19 protein-coding genes and 1 rRNA gene are annotated in these 24971 nt (G+C 58.7%); 11 read left to right on the top strand and 9 right to left on the bottom strand.

Features of this window, described 5'->3' with window-relative positions; translation table 11 throughout:
* The first annotated feature begins 4 nt into the window (after positions 1-4).
* Positions 5-121, top strand: a 5S ribosomal RNA gene (gene rrf / locus DSM100238_RS05640).
* Between the two features lie 554 nt (positions 122-675).
* Here the strand turns inward: rrf and DSM100238_RS05635 are convergent.
* Positions 676-1602, bottom strand: a complete 927-nt coding sequence (locus tag DSM100238_RS05635; protein WP_276608014.1) for an aldo/keto reductase — start codon at positions 1600-1602, stop codon at positions 676-678.
* A 394-nt stretch (positions 1603-1996) separates the two neighbouring features.
* Between DSM100238_RS05635 and DSM100238_RS05630 the strand changes: the two genes are divergently transcribed.
* Positions 1997-3448, top strand: coding sequence for an MFS transporter (locus tag DSM100238_RS05630; RefSeq protein WP_240812367.1), 1452 nt, complete (start codon positions 1997-1999; stop codon positions 3446-3448).
* A gap of 84 nt (positions 3449-3532) precedes the next feature.
* The gene (locus DSM100238_RS09535; protein WP_152355705.1) at positions 3533-3784 is read left to right on the top strand and encodes a hypothetical protein; all 252 of its coding nucleotides are present in this window, start codon (positions 3533-3535) and stop codon (positions 3782-3784) included.
* 161 nt (positions 3785-3945) lie between these two features.
* On the opposite strand, the gene DSM100238_RS05620 is transcribed toward DSM100238_RS09535, so the two are convergent.
* Together DSM100238_RS05620 and DSM100238_RS05615 are read right to left on the bottom strand one after the other, a co-directional pair.
* Positions 3946-4722, bottom strand: coding sequence for a nitroreductase family protein (locus DSM100238_RS05620; RefSeq protein WP_152355704.1), 777 nt, complete (start codon positions 4720-4722; stop codon positions 3946-3948).
* 120 nt (positions 4723-4842) lie between these two features.
* A complete protein-coding gene (locus DSM100238_RS05615; RefSeq protein WP_167511063.1) occupies positions 4843-5229 on the bottom strand; it encodes a DUF4235 domain-containing protein in 387 nt (128 codons plus the stop codon).
* A 152-nt stretch (positions 5230-5381) separates the two neighbouring features.
* Between DSM100238_RS05615 and DSM100238_RS05610 the strand changes: the two genes are divergently transcribed.
* Entirely contained in the window at positions 5382-6080 is a 699-nt protein-coding gene (locus tag DSM100238_RS05610; protein ID WP_152355702.1) for a histidine phosphatase family protein, read from the top strand.
* Between the two features lie 306 nt (positions 6081-6386).
* Complete coding sequence (locus DSM100238_RS05605) at positions 6387-7718, top strand: ABC transporter substrate-binding protein (protein WP_152355701.1); 1332 nt, start codon at positions 6387-6389, stop codon at positions 7716-7718.
* A 687-nt stretch (positions 7719-8405) separates the two neighbouring features.
* Here DSM100238_RS05605 and DSM100238_RS05600 read toward each other — a convergent pair.
* On the bottom strand, positions 8406-9428 hold the full coding sequence (locus DSM100238_RS05600; protein WP_152355700.1) for a LacI family DNA-binding transcriptional regulator: 1023 nt from the start codon (positions 9426-9428) through the stop codon (positions 8406-8408).
* Positions 9429-9756: 328 nt separating this feature from the next.
* Between DSM100238_RS05600 and DSM100238_RS05595 the strand changes: the two genes are divergently transcribed.
* From DSM100238_RS05595 to DSM100238_RS05585, 3 genes are all read left to right on the top strand, one after another.
* A complete protein-coding gene (locus DSM100238_RS05595; protein ID WP_152355699.1) occupies positions 9757-10611 on the top strand; it encodes a carbohydrate ABC transporter permease in 855 nt (284 codons plus the stop codon).
* Positions 10608-11468 (top strand): carbohydrate ABC transporter permease, encoded by an 861-nt coding sequence (locus tag DSM100238_RS05590; protein ID WP_376831246.1) that lies wholly within the window; start codon positions 10608-10610, stop codon positions 11466-11468. The genes DSM100238_RS05595 and DSM100238_RS05590 overlap by 4 nt, the downstream gene beginning before the upstream one ends.
* A gap of 220 nt (positions 11469-11688) precedes the next feature.
* Positions 11689-12402: a YesL family protein gene (locus tag DSM100238_RS05585; RefSeq protein ID WP_240812366.1), complete on the top strand. Its 714-nt coding sequence runs from the start codon at positions 11689-11691 to the stop codon at positions 12400-12402.
* Positions 12403-12533: 131 nt separating this feature from the next.
* Here DSM100238_RS05585 and malQ read toward each other — a convergent pair whose 3' ends face one another.
* The 5 genes from malQ to DSM100238_RS05560 all read right to left on the bottom strand — a co-directional run bounded on the left by malQ (position 12534) and on the right by DSM100238_RS05560 (position 20862).
* Positions 12534-14747 (bottom strand): 4-alpha-glucanotransferase, encoded by a 2214-nt coding sequence (malQ, locus tag DSM100238_RS05580; protein WP_152355698.1) that lies wholly within the window; start codon positions 14745-14747, stop codon positions 12534-12536.
* A gap of 319 nt (positions 14748-15066) precedes the next feature.
* On the bottom strand, positions 15067-17040 hold the full coding sequence (pulA, locus tag DSM100238_RS05575; protein ID WP_152355697.1) for a type I pullulanase: 1974 nt from the start codon (positions 17038-17040) through the stop codon (positions 15067-15069).
* 147 nt (positions 17041-17187) lie between these two features.
* Positions 17188-18081: a sugar ABC transporter permease gene (locus DSM100238_RS05570; protein WP_152355696.1), complete on the bottom strand. Its 894-nt coding sequence runs from the start codon at positions 18079-18081 to the stop codon at positions 17188-17190.
* Positions 18078-19484 carry a carbohydrate ABC transporter permease gene (locus tag DSM100238_RS05565; protein ID WP_152355695.1) on the bottom strand — a complete coding sequence of 469 codons (1407 nt, stop codon included), beginning with the start codon at positions 19482-19484 and terminating at the stop codon, positions 18078-18080. The genes DSM100238_RS05570 and DSM100238_RS05565 overlap by 4 nt, the downstream gene beginning before the upstream one ends.
* Before the next feature lie 112 nt (positions 19485-19596).
* Positions 19597-20862 carry an extracellular solute-binding protein gene (locus tag DSM100238_RS05560; protein ID WP_167511062.1) on the bottom strand — a complete coding sequence of 422 codons (1266 nt, stop codon included), beginning with the start codon at positions 20860-20862 and terminating at the stop codon, positions 19597-19599.
* Between the two features lie 495 nt (positions 20863-21357).
* Between DSM100238_RS05560 and DSM100238_RS05555 the strand changes: the two genes are divergently transcribed.
* The 3 genes from DSM100238_RS05555 (at position 21358) to DSM100238_RS05545 (ending at position 24854) form a co-directional block, all read left to right on the top strand.
* Positions 21358-22968, top strand: coding sequence for an alpha-amylase family glycosyl hydrolase (locus DSM100238_RS05555; RefSeq protein ID WP_152355694.1), 1611 nt, complete (start codon positions 21358-21360; stop codon positions 22966-22968).
* Between the two features lie 227 nt (positions 22969-23195).
* Positions 23196-23939 (top strand): HAD family hydrolase, encoded by a 744-nt coding sequence (locus tag DSM100238_RS05550; RefSeq protein WP_152355693.1) that lies wholly within the window; start codon positions 23196-23198, stop codon positions 23937-23939.
* Between the two features lie 129 nt (positions 23940-24068).
* Positions 24069-24854, top strand: coding sequence for a TraX family protein (locus tag DSM100238_RS05545; RefSeq protein WP_152355692.1), 786 nt, complete (start codon positions 24069-24071; stop codon positions 24852-24854).
* The last annotated feature ends 117 nt before the right edge of the window (positions 24855-24971 follow it).

The following is a 24971-nucleotide window of genomic DNA, read 5'->3' as shown; positions in this document are numbered from 1 at the left end:
GATTTGCGGCGGCCTTGGCCCAGGGGAGACGCCCGGCTCCATTCCGAACCCGGAAGCTAAGACCTGGCACGGCGATGGTACTGCATCCGGAAGGATGTGGGAGAGTAGCACGCCGCCGCACCAACACTCCACAAGAGGGGGAGGGACGCACACACGCCCCTCCCCCTCATCTTTTACTCCCAAACCACACACAACCCGCGACCCACACGCACACGCGCGCACACCACACATGCACGTCGCGTATGGACGGCAGGCTTCAGAACACCCACCCACAACACACGCGCACACACCGACACGCACCGCACCCATGCCCTGACAGGGGCAGGCGGGTCGCGCGTATCCGGATACTATGGGTACCTGGACGCGAGAACGCGTCCTGCACCCGCCACACACGCACTGGCCGTGCACACGACCCGCGAGCAACCGCACACGACCGTCGGGAACCAGCGACACACAACACCGACGATGCCGCACGCACCGACGGACCGGCACACGGACACTGAAACCGTCTCATCCTCGTAGCACGCCACTCAACCGTATCCATGTACATGACGATCCCGGGGTCAGCTTCTCCTGCTCAGACATCGTAGTGTTTCACCGGTCCGACGGCACCAAAGGCAACTCTGCCAACATGCTGCCGTCGGTCGGTGTACACAGCCAAATCCCACAGCGGCCTCAGAAATCGACTGCGTCAGGATCGGAGCACGACCCGCCAAGGTCGCGCAGCCCATCGATCACATGCATATCTTCGTCAGTCAGCTCGAAATCGAATACGTCGATATTCGCCCGCATCCGGTCGGCATGCACTGACTTCGGCAACGGCAGCACATTGTGCTGCAATGCCCATCGCACACACACCTGAGCACTGCTTTTCCCATACTTCCGGCCGATCGACACCAATGTCTGGTTATCCAGTACCTCCCGGTGTCCGAACGGCCCCCAAGCCTCAACTTGGATCCGATGCTCCTGGCAATACCGCACAGCAGCCGCTTGCGGCCAACCCGGATGCACCTCCAACTGATCAACCATCGGCATCACCGCCGCTGACGACACCAACGCTTCAATATGATGCGGCAGGAAATTTGACAACCCAATCGCCTTGACTCGTCCACTCTTGTATAGTTCCTCGAATGCTCTCCACGTCTCAGCATTCAGCTCTTGCGCACGGTCACCGAATTGCTTTCGGTTCGCAGGCCAATGGATCAGATACAGATCCAAATAGTCGGTGCCCAATTCGTTGAGTGTCTGCTCGCACGCTTTGAGGGTCTTATCATATCCTCGTTCGGTGTTCCACAGTTTGCTGGTCACGAACAGTTGCTCGCGGGGAATCCCGCTATCCCGTATTCCTGCCCCTACAGCTTCCTGATTGCCGTATATCGCCGCTGTATCAATGTGACGATACCCGGCTTCCAATGCTTCGCGTACCGCCTTGCGGGCCTCATCAGCCGGTGTTTCGAATGTGCCATAACCGATACATGGGATTGCATTCCCGTTGGATAGAGTGAATGCGTCGGTACATGATGTCAATCGCATGATGCCTCCTGATTTGTTCTTGGTTCTCGGTGTCTTGGCTGATGAGACACCGTCCTTGGTGGTTATCACGCACCGCATTGCCATGCGTATCCGCCGTTTCCAGTCAAGCACTGTTGCCTGTGGAAACCGTCAGGTTTGATTGTTTCCGCTGGCGGCGAATGGCACTTGATTCAGCGGATTGGAATCGATCACATCGCATGTCACAATGCCTTGGCTATACTGGGAATGAGGATTCTTCCCAAGGCCGTCCATATGACGGTAACGCAGCGTGCGTGTCATCGAACGCTCAGACGGTTCATCGTCGCGTTTCCGGTGCGTCACCGCACAATCTGTTGAAACTCGCCTGGCGGCTTTTGCTTGCCAGACCAAGAAAGGATAGCTGGAGACAGCCTTACCGTGCATGACTGAACAACGGCAAAACCCTGGTGTCATCGAGCAACAAACTCACCATACCGTCCGTACGATGCAACCCGAACCAATTCCGCGGACACTGATTCTTTCGATTCTGGCGACCGGAATCATGGCGTTCATCGGTATCCTCACCGAAACACTGATGAATGTGCTGTTTCCGATTCTGATGGGAGAGTTCCATATCAGCACGTCTACAGTCCAGTGGTTGACCACAGGGTATCTGCTGGTAGTTTCGCTGGTGGTCCCGCTTTCATCGTATCTCAAGCGCAAACTGCCGGTGAAACGGATATTCCTGACCGCCATCGCATTGTGCATTGCCGGATGCGTTGTCGGCGCGTGCACGCTGAATTTCCCGATGCTGATGTGCGCGCGCATCCTGCAAGGCGGAGGCACGGGCATCGCATTGCCTTTGATGTTCAATATCATTCTTGATCAGGCGCCACGATCTCGCATTGGACAGTTGATGGGCGTCGGCAGCCTTGTTGTGGCGACGGCGCCGGCTCTTGGCCCGACGGTTGGCGGATTGGTCGGCACGTATCTGCCGTGGCGGTGGATTTTCGTGATTCTGCTGCCGTTCCTGCTCATCGCTCTGGGCTTGGGCATCGCTAATATCCAGCAGGGGTCGCCTACGGTCGAAGCGCATCTCAACCCGCTGCATGTTGTGCTTATGGCAGTGGGATTCGTTGCGTTCGTGTTCGCAATCGATGAGGGAGGCGCAGCGATCACCGCATTCAGCCAAGGTGCTCCGGGCGCCGGGGGAACCGCGGTGCTGGCTGTGGTGCTGCTCGTGGTCAGCGTCGCGGCTCTCGTGACATTCGCCTGCTTGTCTCGTCGCTCGTTCTCTCCGCTGGTCAGGCTTGGCGTGCTTCGTAGTGTGCCGTTCCGCTGGCATCTGCTCGCTTATGTGCTGTTGCAGATTTCCATGATCGGTTTCAGCTTTGTCATTCCGAATTCCGCTCAGCTTGGATATGGTATTTCGGCGTTGGCTTCGGGTGTTCTCGTGCTACCGGGCGCATTGCTTGGCGCCATGCTCGCTCCGGTTTCCGGTTCGCTGCTTGACCGTCAGGGGCCGGTGAAACCAATCACTGGGGCGCTCGCCATCACGCTGATTGGCGTGTTGCTGTTCTCCGTGTTTGTCAACGACTCATCTACCGCGTTGGAATTGGGTATCTTCTATTTCGTGTTCATGGTCGGTTTTTCCATGGCGTTCGCCAACACCATGACCAGCGGCCTCAACCAGGTGGATGCCCAGCTGAAAGCCGATGGCAATGCCCTGTTCAGCACCTTCCAGCAGCTTGCTGGCGCGGTGAGCACAACAATCCTGTCCGTGTTTCTTGCGTCAGCGCAGGCGGGGCATGGCGAGCCGGGGACCGCCGCATACCGTGCGGCGACCGTCGCTGGAGCCCACCACGGTTATATCTTCCTGACGATTGTGGTGGCCTGCGCTTGCCTATGCATGGTTCATGCGTTCCGGTACATGAAGCGTAAGGACGCGCTCGTCTGATCTGCTTGCTATCTTGGACGGCCGGCGATTGTGCCCGGCCGTCCTTGTATTTTTGAGGCAAGGCGACGTACACTCGGCTGTATTATGCATTATTTCACTCCAAAACGGTGCACTGAATCGAACAAGATCATGTACCACGACAAGGCGCAGGCGTTGCGTGCAGCTGACCAGAGCTGGCGCGAACGCGGAGCCGAATTGTGGGTGTATCGCTGTGAGTATTGCGGCGCTTGGCATTTGACGCACCATGATCCGTCGTTGCGAGATGCGGTTCCCCACTTGGACGGGCAGCGCAAACCGCACTCGAGGAAACGGGGGTACAAGCCTCGACGACGGTAATCGGCAGCTCCGCTTGAAAAGCGGAATCCGGAAAGCGGCGAGTACAATCATGATGCCGATACACCAAGAGGGGCGGAATGCTATCAATGCATTCCGCCCCTCTTGGTGTAGTATCCCCACCCGGTGAAAGCACGCGCGAATATTTGGGGAATCGCGGGATTTCAGCGGGACAGATCGAATCCTTGCGCTTGCGCGTCGCACAGGCCACGGTCGAGCGCCGATTCATCCTCGGCAATGCTTGCTATTTGGTCGCTGAACGCGTCCACTGGACGTGAAGTGTTGCGCAGATCGTAGTACTTGTGGACTTCTGCGTCGAATGCTTCGAGCTCTTTGACCGGCGTGTCATCCGTGGGATACGTGTTGTCGAAGAATTGCATGGATCGAGGCATACGCGGTTTGGATGCCGGTTCCTGATCGGGCTTGCCGATTGCCAAACCGAGTACCGGGAAGGTGTATTTCGGCAGCTTCAACGCGGCGATCAGCTCGGGGATGTCATTGAGAATCGAACCCAATATTACGCAGCCCAATCCCATTGAATTCGCTGCGGTCTCCATCGCGTGCAACGCGAGGACGGCATCGTTCTGCGCTTGCGAGAAACGATAACCGTAGCGCAGCGCGTAGCGCTCGGGTGAGATGTCAACGCCTTTAGCTTGTGCGATCATCGCGTTGCGATGCTCGTCGAGTACGAACACGTACAGCAACGGGGCAGTGGCGATGTAATCCTGATGTCCGATCCGAGCGAGTTTGCTCTTCAATTCGGGGTCGGTCACGCGGATAGCCGACCAATCGTTCAGGAATTGGCTTGACGCGGCATGCTGGGCGGCGGATTCCAACGCGTCCACGGTATCGGGATCAATCGGTTCCGGCTTGAATTTACGGATGGAACGACGTTCGAGCAGCGTTTCGACTGCCGGTTGTGAAGGCATGGTTGTAGTCATGCCACTATTGTCGCAGTCTTCGATGACGGACGCCTACAGGCTTCCGCTATCCGTGAAGAACAGTAAAACTAGGCAGATGCCGTTTCCTGGCGGTTCCCTTGTAATGTCGACGCTTGTGCGTCAGCGGTGGCGGCGAGAGACGATGGACTGTGCTGCCATGCTGGACAGTTGGTTGGTCACAGCTGCCACTGCGGCGGAAATGGCGGTACGCGACAGACTCGCGACAAGACTCGTTGTGGCTTTTGTGTTCCCGCCGGCGATGCTTCGGCGTTCGATGCCCGCCCATACCGATCGCATGATGCGTCCGACGACGACACCGGCGATGGTTGGCAGCGCGAACAGCAGGATTTTGTCTCCGAGTGTTTCGGGGTCGCGCTCACGGCGGGCTTTCAAAGCGGCGACCGCATTGTCGACCGTTTGCAGGCCTGCGATGATGGCATCGGCGTTGGCGCTGCCCGCCGTCAGGATGGCTTTGTCTTGCCCTGTTGGTTCGTTGCCTGTGCTCATATGTTTATGATAAGCCATTGCCGTCGTCGATGGCGGCGGAACACAGTATGCGCTGTGCTGTGCCTCGCCGGGGCTTCTTATGGCTGTGGGCGTCGGGGTGCGATTTTTGGTTTCTTCCTGACATCCAACCGTCTGAGCGGTACAATGCCTCTATGACTGCAATGCATCTCCCTGGCGACGACGCCAAGAAACAAGGTCATCTGGTTCTGCTCCGCCATGGGCAGACCGTATGGAGCGTGTCGGGACAGCATACCGGGCGCACGGATATCCCCTTGACACAGACGGGACAAGATCAGGCGCGTCAGGCGGGCGAACGGCTGTTGAAGGCCTTTCCTCAGGGGTTTGCGCCCGGTCATGTGTTCGTCAGCCCATTGCGTAGAGCGCGGCAGACCGCGGCGCTCGCCGGGTATCCGCAGGCCACCGTGCTTGATGGGCTTGCAGAATGGGATTACGGCAGGGCAGAGGGTCATACCCGGCAGCAAGTCAGCGAGGCGAGCGGCTTCGCTTGGGATGTTTGGCGGGACGGCCCGAGTCAAGTCAGTATGGAACTCGCCGGCGATTGGACCGCCACATTGCCGGGAGGCGAGCAGGTTCCCGTACATAATGGTGACGGCGAGACCCTGGCTGCGGCTGCGGAGCGCACGCGGGGCGTCATCCGGCAGGTGTCGTCCGCGTTGGATGACGGGCATGATGTGCTGCTCGTCGCCCATGCGCATATCCTGCGCATCCTGACCACGCAGTGGCTGGGAGTGGATGCGTATGACGGCCGGCTGCTGCGGCTTGATACGGCGCATTACTGTGTGTTGGGCCAGTATCATGGCGACCATGTGATTGTGCATTGGAATTGCTGAACGGGACATACCGGGTGTTTCATACGTTCCAGCCGCCTTGCCCCTTGCATGAGTGACGAAAATGGGGAATAAAGAAACGCCGTATCAGCAAACGCTTTCATGTTGTGCAACTCTGCAAATCCTTTGAAATAAGCCATTCCCGCTTGCATTGTGTGCTGAAAATTGCGACACGCCGACAACTATTCTTGCCATCGTTTGCAATATTTGGGGGAAACGTGCATAATAGAAAGCGTCGAAAACAGAACGGCACGACGTAAGTGCCGGATTCCGAGCAACATCGGAACGACAGCGGAAGAGAAAGGTTCGATGATGAATCGTACAGTTAAGTCAGCGATCGCCATCGCAGCAGTGGCAGCCATGTCTGTTGGCGCGTTCGCGGGCTGCGGTAGCTCCAGCAGCAGCGACAACGGCAAGGGCAAGGTCTACTACCTGAACTTCAAGCCGGAAGCAGCAGATGCCTGGAAGGCCCTCGCCAAAGAATACACCAAGGAGACCGGTGTCGAGGTCACCGTGTCCACTGCAGCGTCTGGTACCTACGAGCAGCAGCTGAAGAGCGAAATGGCGAAGAGCAACGCCCCGACCCTGTTCCAGGTCAACGGTCCTGTCGGCTATGCCAACTGGAAGGATTACACCGCTGACATGTCCAACACTGAGCCGTACAAGCAGCTCAACAACAAGGACTTCGCTCTCAAGGACGGCAACAAGGTCGTCGGTGTTCCGTACGCCATGGAAACCTACGGCATCATCTACAACAAGAGCATCCTGAACAAGTACTTCGCCCTCGACGGTGCGAAGGCTAAGTCCATTGACGACATCAACTCCTTCGACACGCTGAAGGCCGTCGCCGACGATATGCAGGCCCGCAAGAGCGAGCTCGGCATCAAGGGCGCCTTCACGTCCGCAGGCTTCGATTCCAGCTCCGACTGGCGCTTCAAGACCCACCTGGCCAACCTTCCGCTCTACTATGAGTTCGAGAAGGACAAGGTGACCAAGGAACCGTCCAAGGTCAAGGGCACCTACCTGCCGGAGTACAAGAACGTCTTCGACATGTACATCACCGACTCCACCACCGATCGCACCCAGCTGAGCTCCAAGACCTCCGACGACGCTGATTCTGAGTTCGCGCTCGGCGAAGCGGCGTTCTACCAGAACGGCACTTGGGAGTGGGCGAACCTGCAGAAGGCCGGCATGAAGGCTGACGATCTCGGCATGATCCCGATCTACTTCGGTGTCGACGACGAGAACGAGGGCCTGGTCACCGGTTCCGAGAACTACTGGTGCATCAACTCCAAGGCTTCCGAGGCCGACCAGAAGGCGACCGCGGCATTCCTCAAGTGGGTTATCACTTCGAAGACCGGCATCTCCTCGATCAACGACAAGATGGGTCTGACCACGCCGTTCAAGTCCTTCAGCGACGTGAAGATCACCAACCCGCTGACCCAGGCCGCTGTTGATGATCAGACTTCCGGCAAGACCCAGGTCGCTTGGGACTTCGCCTTCATGCCTTCCGAAACTTGGAAGAACAACCTCGGCAACGCGCTCCTCGAGTACGCCCAGGGCACCGGCAACTGGGATGCAGTCAAGACCGCATTCGTGGACGGCTGGACTACGGAGTACAACGCTGCGCACGAAGGCTGATCACCAATAATCTGAGGGCCGGTTGGAATCCGGCCGGCCCTCCTTGTTTTTCTCCTTTCTTCTTTGTTTGATGGTTGGAATGACCCCCACCGTGATTGCGGTGGGGGTCATTCTGTATTCGTGAGTGTGTGCAGGACGGCCGCGAGATCTGTTGTGCCAGTGGTGCCCTGAGTGTCGGTAAATCCTTCTGCCGATGCCGGGTGGCGGTCTCAGTGTCGGTGGAGGGTTTTGCCGATGTTGCGGGTGTTGTGAGTGTCGGTAGAGGCAGGATGGGATTCTTCTGCTGACGCTGGGTGGTGGTCTCAGTGTCGGTAGAGACTTCTGCCGACGTTGAGTGTGGTCTCAGTGTCGGTCGACCCTTCTGCCGACGTTGAGTGTGGTCTCAGTGTCGGTCAACCCTTCTGCTGACGCTGGGTGTGGTCTCAGCGTCGGTAGAAGCAGAACTGAGTGGGGAAGGCTGGGGCTAAGTGGAAGACTGAGACTGGGCGGAAGGTCGGGACTAGGCGGAAGACCGGGGTTTGGGCTGGCGACCAATGTCGATGACGGCAATCTGACGAGAACAACTGTCGCGCATTCTGATTGCGGTGACCGGCTGTTTCGTGACCAGCGGCAACAGAAAACCGGTTATGCCGAGGAGCCTTCAGCATAACCGGTTGCCGACGGTGGAGATGAAGCGCAGCGTGCGGTTCAGTCCATTTCTACGCGCGCGGTCGAGGAGCGGACCACAAGATGCGCCGGGAAGATCTCGTTGGGCTTGTCCGCCGGCTGACCTTCGATGAGCTGAAGCGTTTTGCGGGCGGCCGACCGTGCCATATCGATAGGAAGCTGGCGGATGGTCGTCAGCCCGACATCATGAGCATAAGTACTGTCGTCATATCCGATGACCGAGATATCGGTCGGGACGGAGAATCCGTTGCGTTCCAGCTGGAAAATAAGCGGAATCGCAATGCCGTCTTCCTGGCATGCAATGGCTGTCGGCATCTCAGGCAGGCTCAGAATCTGGGTGATGAGATTGTCGATGCGGTAGGTGCCTTCTTCTGCGGTGATCACTGAGGGTTCGATGCCTTGCTGCCGGCAATAACCGAGGAAGGATTCGATGCGCTGTTGCACGCTGAAATGTAATGATTGCGCCGGATTCGTGCGAATGTACAGAATCTTGCGATGCCCAAGCTGAATCAGGTGGCGTGCAGCAAGAATCGACCCTTGATGGTCGTCGATGTTGACGGTTGCAGAAAACCCCTCTTGCTGAACGGAATTCACGCCGATAATCGGCACGTCGATACTGCTCAAGCGCTCGATTTCGTCTTCGTCGATGTCGAATGAGGCGATGACCACGGCGTCGGCGTTTCGGCGGACGGGAAGGGTATCGAAGAATTCCTTCCGTTGCTGGCGGCTTTCAATCTGGATGATGGACAGGTCATAGCCGGCAGCGGAAAACTCGGCATTCAGCCCCTCGATGACGGATGCGGCGAACCAGTTGCTGATATGGTTGCTGACCAGCAGCGCGATGCGCAGCGATTGCCCGGTTTTCAACGCCGCCGCCGAGCGTGATATGGAGAAGTTCAGCTCGTCCGCGATGGACAGGACCTTCGCGCGGGTCTTCGGGGAGACAAGGTCAGGGCGTGTGAATGATCGCGAAACCGTGGAAATAGACACCTTCGCGCGGTTGGCGACGTCTTGGATTGTAGCGGTCGTAATAGGCTCCTTCATGATTTTGCGATTCGCTGCGGGACCCATGCGGATGCAACTCGCCTATTGCATTCGGTTGCAAACATATCCCGAAAAAATCTATATACTCAGTATAGCAGTGTTGGATACGGAATTTCGCAAATGTCTGAAATATCAGACACTTAACCGGTTAAGAACAATGCGCCACGCCGAAATGAAAACGTTTGTATTTTTTTGGGAACGCGCGTACCATGGTATTCGTTGGCTCGCACAGTGGGTCAAAGTAGCTCACCCACGAGCTGGATAGGTTAGTTTTGCAAGCGTTGTCACTACGAGGTGACGGCGAGAGAGATAGAGAGGAGAGAGCAAGATGATCACCATGGCCGGCAAGTCCATACGCCGCTGGTGGGCGCTGTTCGCGCTGCCAACCTTCGCGGCGTTCGTCATCGGCTTCCTTGTGCCGTTCATCTTGGGCGTCTACTTGAGCTTCTGCAAATTCACGACGGTCACTGATGCCCGTGTCGTGGGGTTGCGCAATTACCGAGTGGCGTTGCAAGACAAGGAATTCTGGCATGCAATGGGGTATACGGTGGCATTCACCATCGTGACCACCATCATCATCAATGTCGTGGCCTTCGCCATCGCATACATGCTCACCAAGGCGTTCAAGGGCACCAACATCTTCAGGTCCGTGTTCTTCATGCCGAATCTGATCGGCGGCATCATCCTGGGCTATATCTGGTTGCTGCTGCTCAACGGCATTCTCGCGCACTGGGCCAAGTCCATCACCTACTCGTCGACCTACGGCTTCTGGGGCATGGTCATGCTCCTCTGCTGGCAGCAGATTGGCTATATGATGATCATCTACGTTGCAGGCCTCCAGTCCTTGCCTACAGATGTCATCGAAGCCGCTGAAGTCGACGGCGCCAACGGTCGCCAGCGTCTGTTCCACGTCATCATTCCGCTGATGATGCCGAGCATCACCGTCTGCACCTTCCTGACCGTCACCAACGGCTTCAAGATGTACGATCAGAACCTTGCGCTGACCAACGGCGCTCCGTCCAACACCTCTGAGCTCGTCGCCCTCAACATCTACCGCACCTTCTACGGCCGCATCGGCTTCGAAGGCGTCGGCCAGGCGAAGGCAGTGGTGTTCTTCATCATCGTGGCGGTTGTGGCTCTCATCCAGAACCGTCTGACTTCCAGCAAGGAGGTGCAGGCATGAACGACGAAAAGGAAATCGACGCCTCGGAGCGCGTACGTCATCCAGCTGCTTGGACGGTGTTCTTCACCATCCTGTCCCTGATCTGGATCTACCCGATCGTCTTGGTGTTCATCAACTCCTTCAAGAAGAAGGTGTACATCTCGAAGAACGCCTTCACCCTGCCGAACGCGGATTCGTTCGCGGGATTGGAGAACTACCAGACCGGCATTGAACGCACCAACCTCATCGGCAGCTTCGGCTGGACCGTATTCATTACGGTCGGCGCCGTTGCACTGATCCTGCTGTGCTGCTCCATGTGCGCATGGTGGATCGTGCGTGTGAACAACTGGGCGGCCAAACTGCTGTACACCCTGTTCCTGTTCAACATGATCGTGCCATTCCAGATGGTCATGTTCACCCTCTCCAAGCTCGCCGATATGCTGAGCCTCAACACCCCGTGGGGCCTGTGGATCGTCTACCTGGGCTTCGGTGCAGGTCTGGCGGTGTTCATCTTCACCGGCGTCGTCAAAGGCATTCCGCAGGAACTTGAGGAATCCGCGATGCTCGACGGCGCATCCGTGCCGCGTATCTTCTTCAACATCGTGGTGCCGATCATGCGGCCGTCCATCATCTCCGTGGCCATCCTCGAGACCATGTGGATCTGGAACGACTACCTGCTCCCGTACCTGACCCTCGACCTCAACAAGTACAAGACCATGTCGATCGCCGTGCAGTACCTCAAGGGTGGTTACGGTTCGGTCGATATGGGTGCGATGATGGGCTGCCTGGTTCTGGCCATCGTGCCGATCATCATCTTCTACCTGATCTGCCAGAAGTACATCGTCAAAGGTGTGATCGCTGGCGCAGTCAAGGGCTGAAATTCTTCCTCTGAACTCCTAACAATGAAGGCGGACCGGTTTAGCGACTGGCCCGCCTTCAGCGTGTTTGCGGTGGATTCGCCGTGCATCGAACGACCGGGTTGCGGGAGCTCGTCGCACGTTGGCATATCAGCCCTGTGCTAACCGTCGTATCGCATGATAACGATTGCTGATGGCGATTGCTAGGATGAATGAGAATCAGCAACACCAAGGAGTCTTCATGCATGTTCTGTCCCCGGATTCCCCGTTCATGCGCGGCTTGAGCAACCTCATCGACGCCATCTGGATCAATATCCTGATGCTGGTCACCAGCATTCCGGTCATCACCATCGGTGCCGCGCTGGTGTCAGGGCACGATGCAGCACGTCGCGCAATCATCGGTGAAGGGCATGTCACGTCCAACTATTTCCGCGCGTTCCGCCAGAATTTCGCCAAATCGACGTTGATATGGCTGATTTTCGGCCCCGTAGCGGCCGGTCTTGTCGCTTCGTGGATATTCCTGCAAATCACGCCGCTGCTGATACCGAAATTCGCGTTCACTATCGTCTGGATCATCGGATTCGAATGGGTGTGGGCGTTGCAGGCGCGGTTTGAAAACAGCTTCGGCCGAACGCTCGGCAACGCGTATGTGTTCGGCGTATCCCACTTCGTTGTGACGCTGGGCATGGTGGCCATTGACGCAGTCTACCTGGCGCTGATCGCAGCATGCTGGCGGTATATGCCGCAGGGCTTGTTCCTTTTGCTGCTTATGGGCTATGGCACGTGCGTGATGCTGCACATCCCGCTGCTTGAACGGGTTTTCGCACCGTATACGCGCCAATCCGCACCAGTCCACGATGATGCGAACTGGCTCAACGGCGGAACGGATCCGGCGGACAGTCACGCACAAGCCGATCGTTGCGTGACAGGCACCAAGCAGGAACAGCACGCCTGACATTTCGCCTTTCGCAACGTGCACAACATCAACGCCATCCATACAAACAGGGCCGCCCGTCTTCAGAAGGAGAGAAGACGGGCGGCCCTGGACGAATGCCGTTCTCGCCGCATCCGGCGCGGATTACGCCATCACTCGCCACGCATCAGCGCGGCAAGCGACAAGACACGTGGATTCTTGAACACTTCATCCGTGTGGACCAGATTGCCCTCGGCATCGTGCAACGGCACACGCCAGTTGCAGTATTCCGTGCTGGTACCCGGCTGATTCTGCGTGCGGTGCTCGCCGGTGCCATCGACCAACGCGGCTTGCAACAGCAACGACGGGGCGTTGAGCAGCATGCGGTGCATCGCTTCGACGATTTCCTGCTCATGTGCGGGCACATCCTGCGCGGCGGCGGCATCCAACCAACCACCATCGACCAGCAGCTTGAGCATTGCATCACGTTCCGCGCTTGCAGCCTTCTGGAACTCCTCGACCGGTTCGCTCAGCAGATGCAGCTGTTCACGCAGCTTGACGTGCTCGAACTCAAGATACCCGGCTGTCGGCGGCAAATCATGCGTCGTGACCGACGCCAGCGCATACTTGCGATACGTGGACGGATCGGCATACGGATCGCCGGCGTTCGGGGAGTTATCGACCCGGGCGAACCATTCCACAACCGTGCCAAGTACGCCATGGTCGGCAAGCACCTGGGACACGTATGCTGGGACTGTACCGAGATCCTCGCCGATCACCATACCGCCGGCGCGACTCGCCTCAATCGACAGCACGGCAATCATCGCGCGGTAATTGTAGGTGACATACGCGCCGCCCTTGGCTCCCTCGCCCTTCGGAATCCACCACAAGCGGAACAAGCCGAGCACATGGTCAATGCGCACCGCCCCGGCATGGGCGAAGACGTTATGGACCATCTCGCGGTAGACCCGGTAGCCGGTGCGTTCCAGATATCGCGGATTGAACGGCGGCTGACCCCAATCCTGGCCTTGCTGGTTGTAGAAGTCAGGCGGGCATCCGACGGTCACACTGCCAACCGCGAAGCGCTCCGGATTCCACCACACGTCCACGCCATAGGCATGCACGCCGACCGCCATATCCTGCATCAGACCAAGCGCCATGCCTGCATCCTTCGCGGCCGCCTGCGCCTGCGCGACCTGCTCGTCTGCAATCCACTGCAACCAACGCTGGAAATCGAACAGATCCTTATGCTCGCGCACCAGTGCGGCCACTTCGGGCGAATCCCTGTTCAAGGTCGAGAACCACGGATTCTCGTCTTCTTCCCAAGGGGCGCCCCACACTTCGAACGCGACACACCATGCGGCGAACGCGTCGAGATCCGGTCCGGCGGCTTTGGTGAACGCGTCGAACGCCGCCTGGCGCTCCGCAGAACGGCCATGCTGGAAAATCACCCACAACGCTTTGCTCTTAGCGGTCCAGGAAGCATTGAGGTCCAGCGGGCCCGGATTGTCGTTGGCCGCTTTGACGCTGTCGTGCAGGGCATCGACCTGCGCGCGGTCTTGTGCGTCCAGATCGCCGTATTCTTCGATCTGTTGCGGACGGATATACGTGACATTGAGGAATCGGCGTGATTCCGGCAGATACGGGGAAGGCTCGATCGGCGGAATCGGGGTGCCTGCATGGATCGGGTTGATCAGCATGAAATCAGCGCCCTGCCCGCCGGCATCGTGCAATAACTCGCGCAGGTCGCCGTAATCGCCGACACCCCACGATTCCTTGGAGCGAACGGAGTACATCTGGGTCATCCAACCCCAACGGTGGTGTTGGGCGACCGGCTCCGGGACAGGGATCCTCGCCGGCGCGCACAGGACGGTGGCGTCAGCGTGACGGTCGCCGTCAGTCACATGAAGCGTGTGGTAGCCGGTTGGCAGGTCGTTCGGCATAGTCAGCGTGTACGCGTGGGGGATGGCCGGGTCTGCGTCGGCATCGGCGGTCAACAGGGAAGTCAGATCCTCGTCATAGGTCTCGCCGTTTTCGAGGGTGAGAGACAGCTCAGGGGATGCTGTGACAGCGTGAATCGGCACGCGGGTCGTGGTGCCGGCGAATACCACGACCGTCGGCGGGATCAGTTGGTCGCAGGAGGCGCGGTGAGTGGCTTCCAGAGACGCTGCGATGGCGTCCTCGTCGGATGCGTCGACACCCAGCGCGGCGAGCACGCTCACCAGCACATTATCCCGGATTTCAACGTAGGTGCCGAGCTGATCGATATATGACGTGGAGATCCCGTTTGCTTTGGCAAGCTTGATTAATGGCCGTGCGAGACGCTCCGGGCTTTCCTCCCGCCGGGCGTCTTGGCTTGATGGCGACGATGCCGTCTGATCGGACATGATACGCTCCTTCGCTCCTCTCGAGTTACGATGACACATTCCTTGCCGGCGGCATTGACCGTCATTGGGACAGCCGCCGAATCTGGACATCGATATTCTATCGCGTATTGAAATCGTTTGCAATGTGCCGGGAGGGTTGAATTTCTTAATGAAAATCGGTGTTATTCCCGACAATCGCGACGAATGCTGAGCAAAAACCTACTATCGTTTGCAATTCAATGACGAAAGCCCCGCGCCCGGCATATCGCAAGTCGGAACGACATGCCGGCACGGGGCCGGAAACATCGCGGCAACGCGACGGCAGAGAACGACGGGACCGCTAGCGCAATTCAGCGATCACAAAAGCGCGAGCGGGCATCGACAGTTCGACACCGCCGGCGATCTGTGCACCGGAATGCGCGCAAGAAGCCGCCGCATCGGTCGAATCGGCGATGATAACCCAATGCTGGGCAGTCCCGGCTGGAACCTTGGGCAAATGAATCGTCACGGTATCTGTGGTGGGGTTCGCGCACACCGCGAGCTTGTCGCCTACACGCGCGGCGATGACCTTCTCGGGGGAGTCCAGGGCGACGCGCCGACCGTCATAGAAGTCCCGATGCGCTTTTCTCACCACAATCAGCTTCCGATACCATTCGATTAGCGACGAGAGACGCGCCGCCCGGCTCCAGTCCAGCCAGTTGAGCTCCGCTCTGCGGTCAAAGGAATTGTCACAACCGTACTTCGTGCGCGTGAACTCCTCACCGGAAAGCATGAACGGCAAGCCGGCGGATGTGAGCACCAGCCCGGCGGCGATTGCATTGGCCGCAAGAATATCCTGTACATTCCCCGTCGCATCGTAATCCGTATGGGCAGGGTCGTCACGCATCGTCAGACAGAGCTTGTCCCACAGCGTCAAATCATCATGAGCCGACACATACTGGACAATCTGACCGACCTGCTTGCCTTGGGCTTCGGTACCGCGCCAGCCGTTGAGCGCGTGACGGACCAGCTCGACGAACTCGGACGGATGCCCATTGACATATCCCGGCTCGCGCTCAAGCATGACATTGCCTTTGATGGAGTCGCGGCTTTCATCGCAGAACCAGCCGATACGCGCGTCCAACAGCTTGCGTCCCTGCTTGTCCGCAAGGGTGAACGACGGTTCGGCATTCGTCTTGTCGGCAGACCACGGTTCGCCGTACATCAGGATCGATTCGCCGCCAGGCAGCTTGTCCAGCTCGGCACGCGCACGATTCAGCGTCTGCGTGTCCAACAAGCCCATCAGGTCGAAGCGGAACCCGTCCACATGGTATTCACGTGCCCAATACACGAGCGAATCCACAATGAATCGGCTGAACATCGGCCGTTCACTAGCCATGTCATTGCCACAACCCGAACCGTTGGCGAACCCGCCGGCATCGTCGCGACGGCAGAAATAGCCAGGCGCCATGCGTTCGAACTCGTTGTCGTTCTCGTACATGTGGTTGTATACGACATCCATGATGACGCGGATGCCCGCCCGGTGCAGCGCCGCGATCATCGCCTTGCATTCGCGGATGCGGACCGCCCCATCATACGGATCGGTGCTGTATGAGCCTTCCGGCACATCGTAGGCGACCGGGTCATACCCCCAGTTGTACGGGGTGCCAGTCGCCTCATCGACCGACCCGTAGTCATAGAACGGCATGATTTGCACGTGGGTCACGCCCAGATGCTTCACATACGCGATGCCGGTGGGGAATCCACCTGGCTGGTTGTCCAATGTCGTATGCGTATCTGTGAATGCCAGGAATTTGCCACGATGCTCAGGCGGGAACCCGCCGTGCGGGTCGTTGCTGAAATCACCGACATGCGTCTCCCAGATCACGGTTTGGGAAGCGGGAATATCGGGGGAACGGTCATCAAGCCAGCCTGCAGGGTTGGTGGAAGCCAAGTCGACCACCATGCTGCGCTCGCCGTTGACGCCGCTCGCTTTGGCCCACGGGTCTGCGGTGCGGATGGTGACCGTGCCTGCGGCTGCGTTGATGATGGCGTCACTGGGGACCGTGCTGACTGCAGACGCGGGGAAAGTGAGCAAGTAATCGTAATAGGTTCCAGCCAGTCGCTCGGCGCTGCGATGCTGCCAAGCCCCGTCTTGGGCGCGTTCCAGGTTGATGGTCGCCGACGGGTTCTCTTGCGGGTCGCTGGTGTGGAACAGACGCAGTGTGACGCAAGCCGCGGTCGGTGACCAGATGGTGAAGACCGTGCCGTGGTCAAGCAGCTGTGGTCCAAGCTGACCTGCGTAGTCAGGCCAGGATGCTTCGACAAAAGACATGAAATCCCCCTAGTGCCGGGCTTGTACCTCGTATTGGCAAGTGCCCGGCGATGAATCGTGTGTGTGATGTGCGGTGCTGCCGCATGCAAAAGGGGCGGTCCGGAGCCTTACTGCCTCGGATCCGCCCCTTGATCGGTATTGTCGGAATCAGCCCTTGACTGCGCCCGACATGGACTCCTGATAGAAGCGCTGCATGACGATGAACAGAATCGCAATCGGGATGGAAACGCACACTGCACCGGCGGCGAAGCGGGCGTACCACTGATTGATGTATTCCTTCTGCAGCATCTGCCACAGGCCCAGAGCGACAGTGAAGTTGTCCTGGGTGCGGGCGATCGCCTTCGCCATCACGAAGTCAAGCCACGGGGTCAGGAAGCCGATAATCGCCTGGTATACGATCATGGGCTTGCAGATCGGGATGATGATCTTGGTGAACACCTGCCACTTGGTGCAGCCGTCCAGGTAGGCGGCCTCGTCGAGCGACATCGGGATGGTGTCCATGTAACCCTTCATGACGTAGAAGCCAGCGCCTGAACCTGCCGAGTAGACGAGGATCAAGGCGATGATGACGAATCCGCCTTCCGTCAGGCCGAAGGCCTTGAGGATGAAGTAGACTGCGACGACGGCCATGATGGACGGGAACATGCCCAGGATGAGGGCGATGTTCATGAAGGTCTTACGCCCGTGGAAACGCAGGCGGGACATGCAGAAGGACACGGACAGCACGAAGAACAGCGAGATGACGCACACGAAGATGGCGATGACCAGCGTGTTCGCGAACATGCGCGGGAAGTTCATCACGTCGGTCTCCGTGAACAACTGCACGTAATTGTGGAACGTGTACTGCGTCGGGAAGAACGTGCTCTGGTACGGCTGCGTGTTCTTGTTGAAGCTTTCGAGCACCACCCACACGATCGGGACCAGCCAGATGATGGCCATGATGGTCAGGAAGATGTAGGCGACGACATCGCCGGCGATACGGCGCTTGTACGAATTGCCCTTGCTCTTGGTGACAGTGGTGTCAGATGTCGGATTACTCACCGGAAGCCCTCCTCATTCTTGTACGAACCGGAGTTGCGGTAGGTCAACAGCGAGACCACGGCAAGGACGATGAACGTCATGATGCCGATAACCGCACCGAGGTTGTAGTTGTTCTTATCGACCGTGAGCTTGTACAGCCAGGTGATAAGCAGATCGGTCTTGCCTGCGGACGCGCCGACCGGTGTCGGCTCGCCGCCTGTGAGCAGGTAGATCACGTTGAAGTTGTTCACGTTGCCCGTGAAGGTGGTGATCAGGTACGGGGTCAGCACGAAGAAGATGTACGGCATGGTGACGTTGCAGAACCGCTGCCACCAGTTGGCGCCATCGATTTCGGCCGCTTCGTACAGCTCAGACGGCACGTTCTGGAGAATACCGGTGATCTGCATGATGGTGTACGGAATACCAACCCAGAGGTTGATCACGATGACCGTGACACGAGCCCAGTTGGCGTTCGACAGCCACGGCAGCGGGCTGCTGATCCAGCCCCAGCTTTCCAGCAAGCGGTTGATCGCGCCATCGCGCTGAAGCATGGTGTGCATGACCAGCAGGGACACGAACTGCGGCACGGCGATGGACATCGAGAAGCAAGCGCGCCAGAATGCCTTGCCCTTGATGGTCTTGCGCTCAATGATCATGGCCATGAACATGCCGAGGAAGAAGTTCAGGAAGGTGGCGAAGAACGCCCAGATGAGCGTCCATGCCAGCACCGAGAAGAACAGGCTGGCGTTGACGTCGCCGCCGCCGGTGCTGAACACCTTGCCGAAGTTCTTCAGACCAACCCAGGAGAACAGGACCGTGTGGTTCTGGTCATAGCTGGTGAATGCCATGGAGATCATGAAGACCAGCGGCAGGATGGTGAAGACCACGATGCCGAGGGTCGGCAGGAACATCAGGCCGACATGCGCGTTCTGGTCGAACAGCGACCGCAGATCCTGAAGGATGGTGTTGGGACGGTTGCCGTTCTGGATGGCGACCTGCGCCTTGTAAGCGCTACGCAGGGACAATGTCGCCAGCAGGACCAGCAGGATGAGGACGAACAAGCTCATGACGCCGTACAGCAGGATGACGACGGAATTGTCGCCTGCCTGGTAGACCCAGAAGCCGTTGACCTTGACTTTGGTTTGCTTTGCCGTGCCCAAGGTGGTGAGCTTGCTCAGGTACGTGTTGCCCTTTTCGACCAGGTACAGGATGATCAGCACTTCGCTGACGAGGAACGCCAGACCCTTGACGATCTGCTTGCGCGCAAGGTCGCCGAGGCCGAAGATGAACAGTGAGAGGCGCGTGAGAACATCCCCGTTCTTCCACGCGGTAGCGAATCTATATGGTGACGGCTGAAGACCGTCAGAGTCCACGCGCTTGCGCTTGCGTGCTCTGGGTTTCGCCGCGGCTGTCGCAGTTGTCATGCGGACGACCTTTCGATTGTTTGATGGTTGAAGTACGAGACGCCCCGCCCCGCGAAATCGGGGGCGGGGCGTCTTTCAGACACTTGAACTTATGCGCTTACGCTCGTCCAGCTCAGTTGGAGGAGGAGGTTGCGGTCGCGATGTTCTTGTAGCCGTCGATCCATGCCTGGGTCTTGGACTGTGCGTTGTCGGTGGTCACATCGCCGTTGACGATTGCGGTGCCGAAGGTCTTGCACGGATCCCAGAAGTTGGACATTGCGGAGATGGTCGGCTGCAGGATCGAGGTGTTCGCGATGGTGTCGTTCTGGGCGACAGCGGACGGATCGTTCTTGTAGGTCGAAGCCAGGGACTTGTCGGTCGGGACGATCTGACGCATCGTGTAGTGAGCCTTCTGGGCTTCGGTGGAGCCGAGGTAGGCGGCGAACTCAGCAGCGGCCTGCGGGACCTTGGAGTTCGGGTTGTAGGCGATGGCCTTGGAGCCGTAGAAGGCCTTCATCTGGTAGGTGTTGCCGTCTTCGGTGGTGAAGGAAGGCAGCTGTGCAGCGGCGTAGTTGTCGCCGAGGGCCTTCTGAACATCAGAAGCGGACCAGGTGCCGGAGAAGATGGCGTCCACGGTGCCGTTCTGCAGTGCGGCGAGGCCGGCGCCCTCATCGTTGTCCACGACGAAGTTCGAGTTCTTGACCAGGTTGACGAGGTACTTGGTGACCTCGGTGGCCTTGGTGGAATCCATCTTGATGCCGTCCTTGGCGGTGGAACCGTTCTTGCCGAACAGGGTCATGCCTGCGCCGGTGTAGAAGGCCGGCAGGTACCAGGAGTTACCGATGTTGAAGGAGACCTTGCCCTTCTGCAGCATGGTGTCGAGGGACTTGATGTCATCGCTCGAGAACTTAGACTTGTTGTAGAACATGAAGTAGGTGTTGCCGGTGAACGGAACGCCGTAGATCTTGCCGTCGGTGCCGGTGACCGAGGAGATGATGGCGGTGTCGTCCTGCTTCTTCACCTGTGCCTTGGCGTCATCGGAAAGCTCGCCGATGGCCTGGTTGTCCAGCAGGGTGCCGAGCTGGTCGTTCGCAAACATGTAGACATCGGCCGCAGCGGACGGATCCTGCTTCACGGTGGTGCCTGCGTCGCTTTCAGCGACCACAGCGTTCTTCCACGTGATCTTGTACTCCGGGTGAGCCTTGGCGAACTGCTTCTCCATGGTCGGCAGCCAAGAGCTGGACTTCGCCTGATCCTCAGACGGACCCCACACGGTCAGCTTGATTGCCTGAGTGCTCTTCGCAGCGGTGCCGCCGTTATTGCTGGAACCGCAAGCGCTCGCTCCGAGCAGCATCGCCACAGCGGCGGTGACGCCCAGAATCTTCTTCATGTTTGTCATCCTTGACCTCCTAAAATTCCGCTCCGTTTGCGCGAAGCGAGTGTGTTTTCGGTGCAGCGGTCCGCATCTGGCCTTTTGCCCCTTCAGGCTACCTGCCGAGATGCACGCCCGCTCACCGAAGTGGGCGGATCATTGCGTACCTCCGAACCAACCAACAGTATACATGGATTTGCATACGTTCGCAAAAAACGATGCAAATTTCACTGTTTCGCGTGTCTTTTTTGCGCAAGCGACACGACACGGCAGCCGTGAGACAGCCGTTGACGACTGCAATCATGCGGTTTGTAAACCCCGGCACACCGCCCGCGCCGTTCGTGAGTGTCGAAATGCATCTTGTGTGATAGCGTTTGCTGCACTACTGAAAATAGTGGTGCAACAGACAAGGTGTGTGCGGTAAAGCACACCTCGAGCGTGCGCAGCGTCGCATACGCGGCATCCACGGTCGTGCCTGCAGGGCAGGCAGGCGGGCGGTTGGGCCACAAGGAAGGGAACGACATGACAACGACATTCACGCGGCCGGCATGGCTGGACACGGCTGTCTTCTACGAAATCTATCCGCAGAGCTTCTGCGATTCCAATGGGGACGGCATCGGCGACATTCCAGGCATCATCAGCAAACTCGACTACATCGCATCACTCGGATGCAACGCGCTGTGGATCAACCCCTGCTACGATTCGCCCTTCAAGGATGCCGGATATGACGTGCGCGATTACCGAAAAGTCGCCCCGCGCTACGGCACCAACGACGATCTGGTCGAGCTGTTCCGCCAAGCCCATACACGCGGCATCCACGTGCTGCTCGACCTGGTGCCGGGGCACACCAGTGAAGAACACCAGTGGTTCAAGGAAAGCCAGCGCGCCGAGCGCAACGAGTACTCTGACCGTTACATCTGGACCGACAGTGCGTTCGAAGGCTACTCGATGCCGTTCATCGGCGGGGAAAGCGAACGCAACGCGACCTATATCCTGAACTTCTTCAAATGCCAGCCCGCGCTGAACTACGGTTTCGCGAAACGCGACCGGCCGTGGCAGTCCTCCACGGATTCGGCGGCGGCCAAGGCGACCCGTGACGCGATGGTGGACGTCATGCGGTTCTGGCTCAACCTTGGCTGCGACGGATTCCGCGTCGACATGGCGAACTCGTTGGTCAAGAACGACGGAGACGATAAGCCAGAGACCATCAAAGCGTGGCAGGAGATGCTCGGAACCGTCAAATCCGAATTCCCGCAGGCGGCGTTCGTCTCCGAATGGGGTGTGCCGGAGCAGGCTCTGGAAGCGGGCTTCGACATGGACTTCTATCTCGACTGGCGGTTCGGCGGCAAGCCGAACGGGTACAACCTGCTCGCGCGCAATACGGACAATGCGCTCGACACGGCAGACGACCACAGCTATTTCAGCGCCAAGGGCGGCGGAAGCGTACAGGAGTTCCTCAGCCAGTACATTCCGCAGTATCAGGCGATTCGTGGCAAAGGGTATTTCTGCTTCATCACCTGCAACCATGACACGCCACGGCTCGCGCCGCGTCTGACGAAACGTGAACAGCAAGTCGCACTGGGCATGTTCCTGACCATGCCGGGCGTGCCGTTCATCTATTACGGTGACGAGATCGGCATGCGTTACCGGGACTTGCCGACCAAGGAAGGCGGGTACGCACGCACCGGAAGCCGCACGCCCATGCAGTGGGATACATCGAAGAACATGGGATTCTCCAGCGCCGATCAGGATTCGCTCTACCTGCCGGTCGACCCGTCACCGGACGCGCCGAATGTCGCTGAACAGGAGCGGGAAGCCGATTCCATGCTTGCATGGGTGCGCGCCCTGCTGTCATTGCGTGCCGACCATCGCGCGTTGCGTGCCAAGGCGCCGCTTGTCGTGCTGGCACAGCCCGAGCAAGGACGCTCTTTCGCGTTCTCGCGTGTGTCGGAAGACGGTGCGGAGCGGCTGGTCGTCGCGATGAATCCGGGCCTGAACACGGAAACGATTACCGTGCCCCCGCAAGGCGACAAGGCCAACGACCCGACCGTGTTGCTGTGCTTGGGTAACGCCTCGGCACGCGGTAGCGAGGTGACCTTGGGACCGCAGAGCTTCGTCATCGTGCACGTGTGAATCGGTATTCGACGGCGGGCGGATACGCAGATTTGCATGATGCGTGGTCAGATCTGATCCGCATATCCGCCCGCTGTCGTTCCACAAACCGCCTATCTGCTCGCCATGGCATCCATGTTCTGCGTACAATGGCAGAAAAACCGGTATGTGAAGCGGGCCATCGCGACGTCCGTCATCTGGTGGGTAACAGCGCACAAACACGATATGGAGGAGCGAGGAACGTGACTATGCGATACGAGGTGGTGCTATTCGACCTGTACGGGACATTGATCGACATTCGCACGGACGAGCAGGCTGCACAACCATGGCAGGAATTGTGGGAGTTCCTTGACGCCACCGGGGCGCATTACGATGATGCCGCGCACCTGAAGGCGAGCTTCGAACAGCTCAACGCGGTGAACGTGCAGGAAGCGCGCAAAGGCGCCGAACACCCCGATTGGGTGGAGCCTGACGTACTCCCGGTTTTCCAGCGGTTGTATGCGGCTGGCGGCTCAATGGCCTCGCCGCAGCTCGCAGCGAAGGCGGCATGGGTGTTCCGCAAAGCCAGCACCAGCAAGTTCGGCCTGTACCCGGGGGCTCTCCAGATGCTCGGCAAACTGCGCGAAGCCGGAATCCGCACCGTACTCGCCAGCAATGCACAGGCCTGCTACACGCGTCCCGAAATCGAGGCCACCGGATTGAGCAAGGCGCTCGATCGCATCGTCATCTCCAGCGAGGAAGGCATGCGCAAGCCGTCGCCGAAATTCTTCCTGCGCGCGTTGGAATACGAATACACGACACCGGATCGCGCGCTCATGGTCGGCAACGAGGAGCAGTGCGACATTCAAGGCGCGGCCTCGGCCGGCATCGACGGCGTCTACTTGCATACCGCGATATCGCGGCAGGATGACCCAGAAATCTGCAAGCAGGCGGTACTTTCCCTGGAAGGTGCCGATTACGACGCGTTGACCTCATTTGTGCTCAGCGAGTGAAAACACCGCATTCCAGACGGCCAACAGCATCGTGTGGAATAATGTCCCCCAGTTGCCGGCGGCCGCCACATCCAGGTCGCACCGCCGGAATGATGGACACGACAGACGAATAGGTGGTGCAAACCGGATATGGAAGACACCGTGACGGGCGAATACACGGAAGACCAAACGGCACGCGGAGGGCATAACCGCCGAAAGGGAATGACGACATTCCACGTGAAAACCGTCGGATGGCTGTTCGTGCTCCTCTCCGCAATCGGCACGACCGTCCTGCCGTCCGCCCTCGGCTATCGTCCCGGATCCGATGATATGGCCGCGATGACGGTTCTGGTCATCTGCGAAGTGGTCTCCTGGACCGCTGTGCCGTTGTACTCGTGGCTGCTGGTGCAGGGGTATCGCCACACGCATAGTGTTGCGCAATACGGGCTACGCCTGCTGGCGCTCGCCGTCATCTCCGAAGTCCCTTACGATATGGCGACATCCGGCAAGGTCTGGGATATGAACTCGCAAAACCCGGTGTTTGCGCTGGTGTTTGCGCTGATTGTGATCGCGGCGATTGACTGGGCCCGTGAGAATCTGCAGGGCATCTCGAAGTGGGCTGTCATCGTGCTGGTTTCCATCGCCGGACTGGCATGGTCGCTACTCTTGCATGTCGGGCTGCGCCAAGGCATGTTCAACATGGGTGTGCTGTTGATCGGCATGGCATTGGTGTTCTACGCCATGGACGCGCATGAGAACACGATGATGATGACTGCGGGCGTGCTCGGAGCGGTGTTCTTCATCATGCCGGCAGTCGGTGTGGCGATGCTGCATACGCGGCGCGATGAACTGGGATACCGTCATGCTTGGACGAAGTGGGTGTTTTATGCGCTGTACCCGGTGACGTTGCTGCTGTGCGCATTGCCGGTGATCTGATCGGGTTGCCGGAGCGGCGGAGTCGCCCTATGGCTGTTTCGACACCGCTGTACTGCTGGGTATGGCGGGAAGCGCCGAGCGGGAAGCTTCCGCGCTTCCTCGGCGCGCCGGGCGATC

It is taken from the genome of Bifidobacterium apri (assembly GCF_009299485.1).
In the GTDB taxonomy this organism is placed as follows: Bacteria; Actinomycetota; Actinomycetes; order Actinomycetales; family Bifidobacteriaceae; genus Bifidobacterium; species Bifidobacterium apri.
Note: the sequence above shows the minus strand (reverse complement) of the source record. Positions and strands in the feature narration are given on the sequence as shown.

What these genes read in the sequence shown, in the direction of transcription:
- DSM100238_RS05630 (WP_240812367.1), top strand. Translation starts at nt 1,997, where the DNA reads ATGCAACCCGAACCAATTCCGCGGACACTGATTCTTTCGATTCTGGCG.
- DSM100238_RS09535 (WP_152355705.1), top strand. Translation starts at nt 3,533, where the DNA reads ATGCATTATTTCACTCCAAAACGGTGCACTGAATCGAACAAGATCATG.
- DSM100238_RS05620 (WP_152355704.1), bottom strand. Translation starts at nt 4,722, where the DNA reads ATGACTACAACCATGCCTTCACAACCGGCAGTCGAAACGCTGCTCGAA.
- DSM100238_RS05615 (WP_167511063.1), bottom strand. Translation starts at nt 5,229, where the DNA reads ATGAGCACAGGCAACGAACCAACAGGGCAAGACAAAGCCATCCTGACG.
- DSM100238_RS05610 (WP_152355702.1), top strand. Translation starts at nt 5,382, where the DNA reads ATGACTGCAATGCATCTCCCTGGCGACGACGCCAAGAAACAAGGTCAT.
- DSM100238_RS05605 (WP_152355701.1), top strand. Translation starts at nt 6,387, where the DNA reads ATGATGAATCGTACAGTTAAGTCAGCGATCGCCATCGCAGCAGTGGCA.
- DSM100238_RS05600 (WP_152355700.1), bottom strand. Translation starts at nt 9,428, where the DNA reads ATGAAGGAGCCTATTACGACCGCTACAATCCAAGACGTCGCCAACCGC.
- DSM100238_RS05595 (WP_152355699.1), top strand. Translation starts at nt 9,757, where the DNA reads ATGATCACCATGGCCGGCAAGTCCATACGCCGCTGGTGGGCGCTGTTC.
- DSM100238_RS05590 (WP_376831246.1), top strand. Translation starts at nt 10,608, where the DNA reads ATGAACGACGAAAAGGAAATCGACGCCTCGGAGCGCGTACGTCATCCA.
- DSM100238_RS05585 (WP_240812366.1), top strand. Translation starts at nt 11,689, where the DNA reads ATGCATGTTCTGTCCCCGGATTCCCCGTTCATGCGCGGCTTGAGCAAC.
- malQ (WP_152355698.1), bottom strand. Translation starts at nt 14,747, where the DNA reads ATGTCCGATCAGACGGCATCGTCGCCATCAAGCCAAGACGCCCGGCGG.
- pulA (WP_152355697.1), bottom strand. Translation starts at nt 17,040, where the DNA reads ATGTCTTTTGTCGAAGCATCCTGGCCTGACTACGCAGGTCAGCTTGGA.
- DSM100238_RS05565 (WP_152355695.1), bottom strand. Translation starts at nt 19,484, where the DNA reads ATGACAACTGCGACAGCCGCGGCGAAACCCAGAGCACGCAAGCGCAAG.
- DSM100238_RS05560 (WP_167511062.1), bottom strand. Translation starts at nt 20,862, where the DNA reads ATGACAAACATGAAGAAGATTCTGGGCGTCACCGCCGCTGTGGCGATG.
- DSM100238_RS05555 (WP_152355694.1), top strand. Translation starts at nt 21,358, where the DNA reads ATGACAACGACATTCACGCGGCCGGCATGGCTGGACACGGCTGTCTTC.
- DSM100238_RS05550 (WP_152355693.1), top strand. Translation starts at nt 23,196, where the DNA reads ATGCGATACGAGGTGGTGCTATTCGACCTGTACGGGACATTGATCGAC.
- DSM100238_RS05545 (WP_152355692.1), top strand. Translation starts at nt 24,069, where the DNA reads ATGGAAGACACCGTGACGGGCGAATACACGGAAGACCAAACGGCACGC.